This is a genomic window from Shewanella sp. 2_MG-2023, assembly GCF_030548905.1.
Lineage (GTDB): Bacteria > Pseudomonadota > Gammaproteobacteria > Enterobacterales > Shewanellaceae > Shewanella > Shewanella electrodiphila.
The window spans coordinates 16581-29490 of record NZ_JAUOSO010000025.1 but is presented as its reverse complement, the minus strand read 5'-3'; the positions used below and the strand labels follow the sequence as shown (position 1 = coordinate 29490).

9 protein-coding genes are annotated in these 12910 nt (G+C 42.0%); all 9 read left to right on the top strand.

Annotated elements, in window-relative coordinates; all coding sequences use genetic code 11:
• Positions 1 to 18: 18 nt before the first annotated feature.
• The 9 genes from fabB to purF all read left to right on the top strand — a co-directional run bounded on the left by fabB (position 19) and on the right by purF (position 12844).
• Positions 19 to 1230: a beta-ketoacyl-ACP synthase I gene (gene fabB, locus Q4600_RS19520; RefSeq protein ID WP_102529488.1), complete on the top strand. Its 1212-nt coding sequence runs from the start codon at positions 19 to 21 to the stop codon at positions 1228 to 1230.
• A 216-nt stretch (positions 1231 to 1446) separates the two neighbouring features.
• Positions 1447 to 2595, top strand: a complete 1149-nt coding sequence (locus Q4600_RS19515; protein WP_303517975.1) for a 4-phosphoerythronate dehydrogenase — start codon at positions 1447 to 1449, stop codon at positions 2593 to 2595.
• A 2-nt stretch (positions 2596 to 2597) separates the two neighbouring features.
• Positions 2598 to 3614: an aspartate-semialdehyde dehydrogenase gene (locus Q4600_RS19510; RefSeq protein ID WP_102529486.1), complete on the top strand. Its 1017-nt coding sequence runs from the start codon at positions 2598 to 2600 to the stop codon at positions 3612 to 3614.
• A gap of 179 nt (positions 3615 to 3793) precedes the next feature.
• Positions 3794 to 7690: a FimV/HubP family polar landmark protein gene (locus Q4600_RS19505; protein ID WP_303517977.1), complete on the top strand. Its 3897-nt coding sequence runs from the start codon at positions 3794 to 3796 to the stop codon at positions 7688 to 7690.
• Between the two features lie 115 nt (positions 7691 to 7805).
• Positions 7806 to 8591: a tRNA pseudouridine(38-40) synthase TruA gene (gene truA / locus Q4600_RS19500; RefSeq protein WP_102527174.1), complete on the top strand. Its 786-nt coding sequence runs from the start codon at positions 7806 to 7808 to the stop codon at positions 8589 to 8591.
• Positions 8592 to 8735: 144 nt separating this feature from the next.
• Positions 8736 to 10040, top strand: coding sequence for a bifunctional tetrahydrofolate synthase/dihydrofolate synthase (gene folC / locus Q4600_RS19495; RefSeq protein ID WP_102527173.1), 1305 nt, complete (start codon positions 8736 to 8738; stop codon positions 10038 to 10040).
• Between the two features lie 13 nt (positions 10041 to 10053).
• On the top strand, positions 10054 to 10695 hold the full coding sequence (dedD, locus tag Q4600_RS19490; RefSeq protein ID WP_102527172.1) for a cell division protein DedD: 642 nt from the start codon (positions 10054 to 10056) through the stop codon (positions 10693 to 10695).
• A 115-nt stretch (positions 10696 to 10810) separates the two neighbouring features.
• Positions 10811 to 11299 (top strand): CvpA family protein, encoded by a 489-nt coding sequence (locus Q4600_RS19485; protein WP_102527171.1) that lies wholly within the window; start codon positions 10811 to 10813, stop codon positions 11297 to 11299.
• 33 nt (positions 11300 to 11332) lie between these two features.
• Entirely contained in the window at positions 11333 to 12844 is a 1512-nt protein-coding gene (gene purF / locus Q4600_RS19480) for an amidophosphoribosyltransferase (RefSeq protein WP_303517983.1), read from the top strand.
• Positions 12845 to 12910 lie beyond the last annotated feature (66 nt).

Below are 12910 nucleotides of genomic sequence, written 5' to 3'. Positions count from 1 at the left end.
CAAAATGGATAGCAAAAAATGAAAAGAGTCGTAATAACAGGTTTAGGTGTTGTTTCAAGCATCGGTAATAACAAGCAAGAAGTGACAGATTCACTAAAAGCTGGACGCAGTGGTATTACCCATTCTGACCAATTCGAAGAAATGAAATTACGCAGTCATGTGTGGGGCGATATTAAATTAAACCCAGCAGATCACATTGACCGTAAAGCGTTACGTTTTATGGGTGATGCAGCAGCATACGCATACATTGCGATGCAAGAAGCAATCAGTGATGCAAATTTAACAGAAGAGCAATATTCTCATCATCGTGTGGGTTTAGTTGTCGGCACGGGTGGTGCTTCTTCTAAAAACCAAGTTCAAGCGGCAGATACGTTACGCGAAAAAAGCGTTAAACGTGTAGGTCCATACATTGTACCGCGCATTATGGCGAGTACGGCGAGTGCATGTTTAGCAACGCCATTTAAAATTAAAGGCATGAACTACTCAATCAGTTCAGCTTGTGCGACATCAGCTCACTGTATCGGCCATGCGGCAGAACTTATCCAAATGGGTAAGCAAGATATGGTATTTGCTGGTGGTGCTGAAGAATTAGATTGGACCCTGACTATGGGGTTTGATGCAATGGGCGCGTTATCAACTAAGTACAATGACACACCAGAAAAAGCATCGCGTACATACGATGCAGACCGTGATGGATTTGTTATCTCTGGCGGCGGCGGAATCGTTGTTGTTGAAGAGTTAGAACACGCATTAGCCCGTGGCGCTAAAATCTATGCCGAAATTATTGGTTACGGTGCATCTTCTGATGGTTACGATATGGTAGCTCCATCTGGTGAAGGCGCTGTGCGTTGTATGCAAATGGCTTTAGCTGATGTTGATACGCCAATTGATTATATTAATACTCACGGTACATCTACCCCAGTGGGTGATGTACGTGAACTTGAAGCATTGCATGAAGTTTTCCCTGAAAACATGCCGCCAGTGGCTTCAACTAAATCAATGACAGGTCATGCTTTAGGCGCTGCAGGTGTTCATGAAGCGATTTATAGCTTAATGATGATGGAAAACAGTTTTATCGCCCCAAGTATCAATATTGATACGCCGGATGAGAAAGCGGCTGGCATTCCATTAGTCACAGAATATCGTGATGCTGAACTAACGACTGTGATGAGCAATAGCTTTGGCTTTGGTGGCACAAACGCCACGTTAGTGATGCGCAAATATAAATAGCCTTATTATTTGAGCTCATGCCAAATTAGATTTGAAGCCTTTAACGGAAACGTTAAAGGCTTTTTGTTTTTAGGCCAGTAGAAATGAAGAAAATGTTGCTCAATTCATAAGCTTTTATAAACAAAACACATTATTTCGTTTTTGTAGGTAACGAATGCCATTAATAACTTGATAGAATAAGCCCATTAAGTCGTTTTATGATGGTAAATCCCAAATATGAAGATTGTTGCTGATGAGAATATGCCCTATGTCGAAGCGTTATTTGGCGAATTAGGCGAAATAACCCGTGTTAATGGTCGTCAGTTAACGCCTGAACAATTGGTTGATGTTGACGTTTTATTGGTACGTTCTGTCACTAAAGTGAACCAGCAACTGTTAGCACAAGCTAATAAGCTTAAATTTGTCGGTAGTGCCACTATCGGTACTGATCATATCGACTTGGATTATTTACAGCAGCAAAATATTCCTTTTACCAATGCGCCTGGTTGTAACGCAACCGCAGTGGGTGAATTTGCTTTTATTGCAATGCTTGAGTTAGCTAAACGATTTAAGCGGCCATTACAAAACAAAGTGGTTGGCATTGTTGGTGCTGGCAATACTGGCTCCGCTCTTGAACATTGTTTAAAAGCATACGGCATTGAGGTGCTATTGTGCGATCCTGTATTAGCGCGAGAGCAGACGCAAATTGGCAACAGCAATACCCGTGAATTTGTATCCCTTGATACGATCATCGAGCAGGCCGATATCATCAGTCTTCATGTGCCAATTACACGAGTTGGTGAAGATAAAACATGGTATATGTTCGATGAAACGCGCCTTAACCAATTAAAACCCAATACTTGGCTGTTAAATTGCTGTCGCGGCGAAGTAATAGATAACCGCGCTTTGATAAAAGTGAAGCAACAAAGAGCTGATTTAAAACTGGTCCTAGATGTATGGGAAGGCGAGCCAACCCCTATGCCTGAACTCGTGCCCTTAGTTGAATTTGCCACACCGCATATTGCCGGCTACAGCCTTGAAGGCAAAGCGCGAGGCACGCATATGTTGTTTCAAAAACTGTGCGAGATTATGAATATTGATGTTGATAAAAGCGTCAGTAACTTGTTACCTGCTTTTAGTATTAGCAAGCTTGATATCAATGATGCGTTATCAGAAACACAGCTGCTTAATATTGCCAGATTGGTCTATAACCTCAATGATGATGACTATTTGTTTAGAAATAGCTTCCTTAATAACCATGGGTTTGACCATATGAGAAAAAATCACACTCATAGACGTGAATTTAGTGCATTGTCGCTAGTCAACACGGGGCAATCTGAGGTAAATTGGATGCTTAAATTAGGTTTTTCAGGAGTCGAGCGTTAATTATGTCACAGGAATTTAATGTTGTTGTTTTAGGTGCGTCGGGTGCAGTGGGTCAAACTATGATTGAGATCCTCGAAGAACGAAAATTCCCAGTCGCGAACTTATACCCATTAGCAAGCAGCCGAAGTGCTGGCGATACCGTTAGCTTTAATGGAAAACAAGTAGAAATTCTTGATGTGGACACGTTCGATTGGAGCAAAGCACAAATTGGCTTTTTCTCTGCTGGTGGTGATGTCTCAGCTAAATGGGCACCAATTGCGGCAGAGCATGGCTGTGTTGTGATTGATAACACATCGCACTTCCGCTACGACATCGATGTACCACTTGTTGTGCCTGAAGTGAACCCACAAGCAATTGCTGACTTCCGTAACCGTAACATTATTGCTAACCCTAACTGTTCGACGATTCAAATGTTAGTGGCGCTAAAACCTATTTATGATGCATTCGGTATTTCACGTATTAACGTTGCAACATACCAATCTGTATCAGGTTCTGGTAAGCAAGCGATTGATGAGTTAGCAGGTCAAACATCTAAGTTACTACAAGGTCTACCTGCGGAAAATAAGGTATATCCTAAGCAAATCGCATTTAACGTATTACCGCAAATCGATGTGTTTATGGAAAACGGCTACACCAAAGAAGAAATGAAAATGGTGTGGGAAACACAGAAGATTTTTGGCGATCACGATATTGTGGTTAACCCAACGGCAGTGCGTGTTCCTGTGTTCTACGGACATTCTGAAGCTGTGCATTTAGAAACTCGCCAACCTGTTGAAGCAGAAGAAGTTAAAGCTGTTTTACGTGATGCTGAAGGTATTGTTTTATTTGAAAATGATGAAGACTACCCAACAGTAGTGACAGACTCAGCAGGTACCGATCCAGTATTCGTTGGCCGAGTGAGAAAAGATATTTCTCACGATTACGGTATAAATTTATGGGTTACGGCCGATAACATCCGTAAAGGTGCTGCATTAAACAGTGTTCAAATAGCTGAAGTTCTTGTTAGAGATTATTACTAATCTACTATGAATAGAGTTATTTAGACTAAAAAGCCTGCAGCCTGCAGGCTTTTTTCGTTTTACCGCTGTCAGCAGTAGCAGGGTGACTAAATCTGGTTTATAGTCTTAATTAATAAAAATAAATGACCTAAAGCCCGTTGTCATGAAGACAACTCGATTGCGCTCAAAGGGAAAGATTGATGATTTTTCGTACCTCTTATTTTGTTGGCATTATGGCCTGTGCACTGGCCGTTGTTTCTGCTTCTCATATTATCGAGCCTGCTCATGCAGAAACGCTCAGAATTACTGGCCCTAATGGTGAAGTAAGTTCAGCGCCAACCCGTCAATATGGTCCAACAACATCTTCAGATACTTTTTGGAGCATTGCTCAAAAAGTCAGACCTAATCAAGATATCTCTGTTTACCAAGTGATGGCAGCATTGTTTGATGCGAACCCTCACGCTTTTAGTAGTAATAATTACAATTCATTAGAACGCGGTATGACGCTATTAGTGCCATCTGCAGATGTCATGGCGCAAATAAGCCGTGCTGACGCTAAAACTCGGGCTGAAAATAATGATAAGCGCTTGCCTAATGCCAACCCGAGAACCACAACAGCAGCAACAATTCCCGCCACGAACAATCAAGCAGCGACAAACATCGCACCTTCAGCGCAAAAGCCGTTACAAATCGTGGCACAAACTCAGCAACCAACTGCAGAAGAGCTTGCTAAACAAGCTGCTGAAGAAGTTCAGCCTCAAATTGATGAGCTAACGGTCAAGCTTGAAGATGAGCAAACTAAAGTGCTGTCACTGACCGATGAGTTAGCACGCTCAGAAGATATGTTGATGGTTAAAGATGCTGACAACACGGCACTAAAAGCAAAAATTCAAGAACTCACTTTGCAGCTATCTGCAATGCAAGAAGACTTTCAGCTACTGACTGAAAAACATCAAGCGTTAGAAGCATCACACCAGCAACTTATTGAGCAAAACAATAAACCTGAAGTACTAGAAGAGCCGACTGACTTTTGGCGTTCGATTTCTGACAACATGATTTTATTGGCCGTTTTAGCTGCGTTGCCTCTTATCGTTATTTTCTTAATTATATTTTGGTTAATGCGCCGTAAGAGTAAAGCGGCAACTGAACCAGAAAACGTTACAGCTCCTGTTGCTGAACAGGCTGTCACAGAGGTTCAGCCAGAAGTTGATGACATTGAAAACTTGGCTATCCATTTGGATGATGACGAGGCCGGTGCTGACAATATTGATGATTTACTGGATTTAGACAGTGCAGCAACAGAAGAGTTAAGTCTTGATGACTCATCCGATGCTGATATGTATATCACTGAAGATGCAGAAACAACTGAGGAAGAAGCTGAAGGGACATCACTTGATGACCTTTGGGCTGAAGCCATGGAAGAGCAAGAGGAAGACCTACAGCCGCTTGAAGCGGATGAAGATGACCTTGATAGCCTACTTGAGGGACTTGATACCCCAGCAGAAGAAGCCGTATCTGAAAGTGTTGCCGATGAAGACGATTTAGACAGTTTATTGGCTGGGCTAGATGAGCCAGAAACTCGTTCAGATGAAGCGATTTCTGAAACAGAAGAGGCTATCGATCCACAAGATGATATTGACAGTCTTTTAGCTGACTTTGATGTGCCAGAAGGCGATGTTGCTTCTGACCCCGATGCTGAAAAAGCAGCGGATACAGATCCACAAGATGATATTGACAGTCTTTTAGCTGGATTTGATGTGCCAGAAGACGATGTAGCTTCTGAGCCAGATGCAGAAAAAGCAGCGGATACAGATCCGCAAGATGATATTGACAGTCTTTTAGCTGGATTTGATGTGCCAGAAGACGATGTAGCTTCAGAGCCAGATGCAGAAAAAGCAGCGGATACAGAACCACAAGATGATATTGATAGCTTATTAGCTGGATTTGATGTGCCAGAAGGCGATATAGCTTCAGAGCCAGATGCTGAAAAAGCAGCGGATACAGATCCACAAGATGATATTGATAGCTTATTAGCTGACTTTGATTTGCCAGAAGACGATGTAACTTCAGAGCCAGTTGCAGAAAAAGCAGCGGATACAGATCCACAAGATGATATTGATAGCTTATTAGCTGATTTTGATTTGCCAGAAGACGATGTACCTGGTGAAGCGCCAGTGGAAACAGAAGCAGTAACTGAGACTGATACTGATACTAATACTAATACTAATACTAATACTAATACTAATGCTAATGCAGTAGCGGATGAAGATGATCTCGACGCTTTATTAGCATCTATCGATGCACCAACTGAAGAAGAACATGATTTCACAGCAGAGATTGCAGCTGAGTTAGAGGATGATGTTTCAGTTAGCCTAGATGAAACCGCCAATATTGATGAACTTATTGCTGAAGTTGATCCAGAAAAAGAATTTGCTCCACTGAGCAACGAAGGGCTTGATGTTGAGCAAGTACTGAGTGCAGAACTTGAGGAAATTGAATCAGAGCTTCATATTGAATCTGATAATGATGATATTGACTCGCTACTTTCTGAGCTTGAAAGCGCTTCTAGTGAAAACACAGAAGTAGAAAGTGTTGCTGTTGATGAATCAGATGTTGATGAGTTAGAGGCTAAAAGCTCAACCCTTGATGCTGAACTGGCTGAACTGGCTGAACTGGCTGAACTGGCTGAAACTGAAGCAGATTCTAATGCCGATATCGACGACATTATTGCCGATATCGAAGCAGAAGACTCTCATCTTTCGGTTGTTAATGAACCTATTGCTAGTGAACCTATTGATAATGAATCTGTTAATAAAGAGTCTGTTAATAAAGAATCAATCGATGAAGATTCAGAATTAGGCTCTTTTGAGAATACTTCACAATCCGAACTTGAACCTGAACCAGAACCAGAACCAGAACTTGAGCCAGAGTCAGAGTCAGAGCCAGAGCAACAACTTGATTTATCTACGCAGAGCCCTGCGATAGCTGATGCGGATTTAGATGAGTTACTGGCTGATTTAGATGTTAGTAATCTAGAGCAGACAGAGCTACAGGATGAAACATCGGCTGAATCTAGTGAACTTGAATTAGATGCAACAGAACTTAAGTTTGCCCCAGGCGATGAGTCAGCATTAGATATTCAAGATGATACTCAAGCAGCAACGCAAGCAGAGACTGATGAAGATCCGTTAGTGGCTGAGTTATTAGCCGCTGAGCAACAAGATCAACTGTCGCAGCAAAGCAATGATGAACAAGATTCTGATATCGATGAACTCGATGCTCTTTTAGCAGATTTTGACGTTGATAAAATCGCTGATGAAGAAGAGGCGTTATTTTCAAACGATGATGAAACGATTTCAGAACAAGATTTCGATACCATGCTGGCTGACCTTTCAACCACCGATGAATCCGATACAACTGAAGACAAAAGCATTAATGCGACTAACAGCGCATTAAATGTTGAAGAGCAACCTGACAGTGAACTCGTCGCTAAAGAGTCTGGTTTCTTCGATGATCTAAAGTCTAAAAAAACCGGTGCGCCAGGTATTGATTGGGAAGCAGATTTATTTCAACAAGCTTCTAATCACCCAGCAGCTGAGCAATCTGAAGCAATAAATAACGACGATGATAGCTATCAATTAGTTGATGATAACTTAACTGTCGATGAAGCATTGGCCGCTTTAGATGCTCAAGAAAGCCTTAAAGCGAAAGGTGGTAGCGAAGACTTAGTCGGTCAAACTCCTGAAACCAGTCACGCAGCTGAGCCTTCAGAAGACATGCTGAATACCTTTGAGCAAGAAAATGGTTTCATCGATATCGACAAATTACTTAATGACGCAGACGAAGATGTTGAGTTGAGTGATCAATATAAAGATGTTGATGTAGATATGGGTGAAGTGAATGCACTCATAGGCAACGCCGAAATGATTGATGTTGACGATGAAGAAAATTCGGTTAATGCCAAATTAGACTTAGCTCGCGCTTATATTGAAATTGAAGACGAAGATGCAGCTAAAGCCATTTTAAAAGAAGTGCAAATTGATGGTAATGAGCGCCAACAAACTGAAGCGGGTAAATTACTTAACGATATGAGCTAATATTCAGCGAGTGTAGTGTGTTAAGTAGGCAACAAACATGATCAAACGGCGCAGCATGCATGCGCCGTTTTTTTTGTGCTAAAATGCGCGCTCTTTAAACTTGAGGGTTATTTCAATGCGTGTGGCGTTAGGTGTCGAATACGATGGTAGTCAATATTTCGGTTGGCAGCGACAGAAAGAAGTTACTTCTGTGCAAGCGAGAATCGAAGCGGCTTTATCATCAATAGCCAATGAACCAATTGAGATAATTTGTGCCGGTAGAACCGACTCTGGTGTTCACGGCACAGGTCAAGTTGTGCACTTTGATACGCAATCAACGCGTCAAATGTCGGCATGGACACTAGGCGTTAATGCCAAACTGCCTGATGACATTGCTATTCGCTGGGCAAAAGAGGTGGATGATACCTTTCATGCGCGTTTTTCTGCTACGGCACGTCGTTACCGTTATATTATTGATAACAGTGAATTTAGACCTGGCATTCTGCGTAATGGTTTAAGCCATTATCACTATGAACTTGACCATGAGTTAATGCATCAAGGCGCGCAGTTATTTGTGGGTGAGCATGACTTTACCAGCTTCCGTGCACTTCAATGTCAGGCCCACAGCCCAGTGAGAACCATTGAGTTCGTTAATGTAACTCGTCAAGGCAGGTTCATCATGATTGATATTAAAGCCAATGCTTTTTTACATCACATGGTGCGTAATATTGTTGGTACTTTGATTGAGATTGGTCAATCAAACCAAAAAGTGGAATGGGTTAATGAGCTGCTTGCATTAAAAGACCGCAAGTATGCTGCGCCAACATCAAAGCCTAATGGCCTTTATTTAGTTGATGTGACTTACCCTGAGCATTATGGGCTACCCAAACCACCAATGGGTCCATTGTTTATGCTCGATTGAGTTTATTGCTAAATTAACACTCGAATAAAATCAGCTGCACGAATATATCCAGCACGAATATATCCAGCACGAATATACTTAGCTCGAATATACTTAGCTCGAATATAAATAGAACAAATAAGCATTGTTGCGTTAAGGAATAACATGGTTTCAGTGAATAGCAATCAAGCTATATCGGCCCCAGCAAAAGAGGCAAATTTGTCTCAATGGTTAGATTATTTACTTTCTATTCATCCAACTGAAATAGAAATGGGCTTAACGCGCGTCACTGAAGTGGCACAACGATTAGACCTGTTACACCTTAACTCAACGGTAATCACGGTCGCAGGCACAAACGGCAAAGGCACCACTTGTGCCATGATTGAGTCAGTGTTATTGCAAGCTGGTAAAACGGTTGGCGTGTATAGCTCGCCTCATTTAGTTCACTTCAATGAACGAGTACGTCTTAATCATAAAGATGTATCAGATGAGCAGTTAATTGCCGCTTTCACAGCGATTGAACAAGCTAGAAGTCAGCCGCAACAAACAGAAATTTCATTAAGCTTTTTTGAATACGCCACACTTGCAGGTTTATATATTTTTAAACAAACGAAACCTGATGTGGTGTTACTCGAAGTTGGCTTAGGCGGACGTTTAGACGCCACTAACATTATCGATGCCGATGCTTGTGTGATTACCTCAATTGATATCGACCATCAAGAGTACCTTGGTGATACCCGAGAACTCGTTGGCCGTGAAAAAGCAGGTGTCTTTAGACGTCATCGTTTAGCCGTTATTGGCGAGCCCGACGTACCGCATACGGTATTGGATTACGCAGCTGAAATTAGCGCGAATGTTTATCAGGTGAATAAAGACTTTAGTTATCATCTTAACGGTGATAAATGGCAATTTAGCGGTAAAAATGGCGCAATAAATTCACTCACTTTACCTAAGTTACCATTAGCCAATGCTGCTACGGCCATCGCTGTGATAGAACAAACTTGGCCTGAAATCAGTACTGCAGCTATCACTACAGGCATTGCCACAGCAAGGTTATCAGGCCGATTAGAACAAGTGTCAGATTCGCCAAGAGTGTTAGTTGACGTTGCTCATAATCCCCATGCGGCAAAGTATTTAGCGTCTCAATTGCAACAATATAAGCCGGCTCGCATTATTGCTTTGTGCGGCATGCTAAAAGATAAAGATGCATCAGCAGTGCTTACAGAGCTTAACGATACTGTGGATGAGTGGTACTTTACTAGCTTAGATGTTGAGCGCGGTTTAGATGCCAATACACTGGCAAGTTGCCTTGCAGCTAATAACGCAACCAATACAACTGCTGTGAAGGCATTTCAGTTTGATTCGATAGATCAAGCTTGGCAAAGTGTCAGTGCAAATATTACTGCAGATGATGTGGTAATTGTTTTTGGCTCATTTTACACTGTGGCTGGCTTTAGCAAAATTTTATAAAGGAAATAAACATTTGTCTGCTCAATTTCAAAACCGATTAGTGGGAACGGTTGTTATCGTAGCGCTTGGGGTGATTTTTTTACCTGACTTGCTCGATGGCAAAAAACAACGTGAAATCGAAGAGTTTACCGAAATTCCGCTGCGCCCAGTGATTAATGAGCAAACCAGCGATGTCATTGGCGAAGGCTACACACCTGAAACATTTGAAGTGGAAGAAATTGCCCAAACTCAAGACTTAGGAGCCTCTGAAGATTCGTCTGAAAAAGTCACTCCAGCTGCCACTACTGCCTCTGATAGAACGTCCTCAGATAAAAATGCATCAACGAGTGCCAAAGCAGCATCTGCGACATCAACACCTGTACAAGTCGCTAAAGCAAAGCCAGAAGTTAAAAAAGTCGAGCCTATTAAAGCGGGTTATACCTTACAACTTGGCGGCTTTAATAATGCTAAAAATGTTGAAGAGTTAGTCAAAAAACTCAGACAAAATGGTTTTACCGCATATACCTTGCCAGCTAAACCGATAGATGGCTCGCTAACAAAGGTATTCGTAGGGCCTGAACTTTCTGCTGAAAAACTCAAAACATACCAGAAAAAAATCAATAAACTAAATGGTCTTCAAGGCAAAATTGTTCAATACAATCCCCTAGAAAACTAACTATTCACTATTGTTTGGTACAGCGCAAAGTCAATTTATCTAGCAGTTGGTGAGAAAGTTTTCTGTCTCTGTTAGAATCGCGCCGTCTTAACATCTATACCGGATCCCCATCTCAATGGTTTGGATTGATTACGCTATTCTCATCGTCATCGGCTTATCAACTGTCATCAGTTTGATCCGCGGATTTGCCAAAGAAGCCATGTCTTTAGTGGTATGGTTCGCTGCCTTCTTTATTGCCAGCCAATTCTATCAAGACTTAGCCGTTCATTTAACCCAAATGAACGATGAAATGACCCGCAATGGTGTTGCCATCGCCGTGTTATTTGTCGCCACGCTTATCTTGGGCGCATTAGTTAATTATTTATTAGGTCAACTGGTTTCTAAAACCGGTTTATCAGGCACCGATCGAGTCTTAGGCTTGTGTTTCGGTGCGCTTCGCGGGGCATTAATTGTCAGCGCTATCTTATTTTTTCTGGATGCTTTTACTGGTTCACCAAGTCAAGACTGGTGGAAAGAGTCAGAACTTGTACCCCAATTTGGTGTCGTTATTCAGTGGTTTTTTGACTACTTGGAAAACACATCTAGCTTTGTACCCAAAATATAAATATAAAACATCTTACAATGAGGAAGCTTACCCATGTGTGGTATCGTCGGAATAGTTGGTCAGTCATCGGTTAATCAAACCATTTATGATGCATTGACCGTGCTTCAGCACCGTGGTCAAGATGCAGCAGGTATTGTGACTGTTGACAAGAGTGCGTTTCGTTTACGTAAGGCAAATGGATTAGTTAAAGACGTTTTCGAAGTGAAACATATGCAGCGCCTGCAAGGCAAAGCAGGTATTGGACACGTTCGTTATCCAACTGCGGGTAGCTCAAGTGCTTCAGAAGCGCAGCCGTTTTATGTTAATTCACCGTTTGGTATTTCATTAGCCCATAACGGTAACTTAACCAATACAGTTGAGTTAGCTGAAAGCTTAGTGAAAAAACGTCGTCATGTTAACACCACCTCAGATTCTGAAGTGTTATTAAACCTACTTGCTGATGAGCTTCAAGAGACTCGCAGTTTAACCTTAAGTGCCGATGAAGTATTTGACGCTGTTGCTAAAGTGCACGCGCAAACTCGTGGTGCTTACGCCGTAGCTGCAATGATCATTGGTCAAGGCTTAGTGGCATTTCGCGACCCATTTGGCATTCGTCCGTTAGTGTTAGGTAAGCATGAAACACCAACGGGTACTGAATACATGGTGGCATCAGAAAGTGTTGCATTAGACGCTGTTGGCTTTGAAGTCATGCGTGATGTTGCACCGGGTGAAGCGATTTATATTTCATTAGATGGTCAGCTATTTACTCGCCAATGTGCAGTAGACCCAAGCTATGCACCGTGTATTTTCGAGTTCGTATATTTTGCTCGTCCAGATTCTGCGATGGATAAAATTTCAGTTTACGGCAGTCGCGTAAACATGGGCGCAAAACTAGGCGCTAAAATTCAAAAAGAATGGGAAGATCATGACATTGACGTGGTTATTCCAATTCCTGAAACCTCATGTGATATCGCATTAGAAATCGCACGCTGTATGGAGCTTCCTTACCGTCAAGGTTTCGTGAAGAACCGTTACATTGGCCGTACGTTCATCATGCCAGGTCAACAAGAGCGTAAGAAGTCAGTACGTCGTAAACTCAACGCCATTAATACTGAGTTTAAAGGTAAAAACGTATTGTTAGTCGATGACTCTATCGTACGTGGTACCACTTCAGAGCAGATTATTGAAATGGCACGTGAAGCTGGCGCGAAGAAAGTGTACTTTGCTTCAGCAGCACCTGAAATTCGTTTCCCTAACGTGTACGGTATCGATATGCCAACGACCAATGAGCTCATTGCTCACGGCCGTGATGCTGACGAGATTGCAAAAATCATCGGCGCTGATGGCATTATCTTCCAGGACTTAACTGACTTGGTCGATGCTGTCGGTATGGAAAATCCAGACATTAAACGTTTTGAAACTTCAGTGTTTGATGGTCAATATATTACTAATGATGTTGATCAAGCTTACTTAGATCACTTAACTCAGTTACGTAACGATGATGCTAAAGCCAACAGCAAAGATATCGGCACTAACTTAGAAATGCATAACGTTTGTCATCCATAAAGTGAAATGACAGATTTGTGTGTTATTGAAAGCCAGCGCAAGCTGGCTTTTTTATTTGAATCAATA

Coding starts and splice junctions, on each gene's coding strand:
- fabB (WP_102529488.1), top strand. CDS start 19: ATGAAAAGAGTCGTAATAACAGGTTTAGGTGTTGTTTCAAGCATCGGT.
- Q4600_RS19515 (WP_303517975.1), top strand. CDS start 1,447: ATGAAGATTGTTGCTGATGAGAATATGCCCTATGTCGAAGCGTTATTT.
- Q4600_RS19510 (WP_102529486.1), top strand. CDS start 2,598: ATGTCACAGGAATTTAATGTTGTTGTTTTAGGTGCGTCGGGTGCAGTG.
- Q4600_RS19505 (WP_303517977.1), top strand. CDS start 3,794: ATGATTTTTCGTACCTCTTATTTTGTTGGCATTATGGCCTGTGCACTG.
- truA (WP_102527174.1), top strand. CDS start 7,806: ATGCGTGTGGCGTTAGGTGTCGAATACGATGGTAGTCAATATTTCGGT.
- folC (WP_102527173.1), top strand. CDS start 8,736: ATGGTTTCAGTGAATAGCAATCAAGCTATATCGGCCCCAGCAAAAGAG.
- Q4600_RS19485 (WP_102527171.1), top strand. CDS start 10,811: ATGGTTTGGATTGATTACGCTATTCTCATCGTCATCGGCTTATCAACT.
- purF (WP_303517983.1), top strand. CDS start 11,333: ATGTGTGGTATCGTCGGAATAGTTGGTCAGTCATCGGTTAATCAAACC.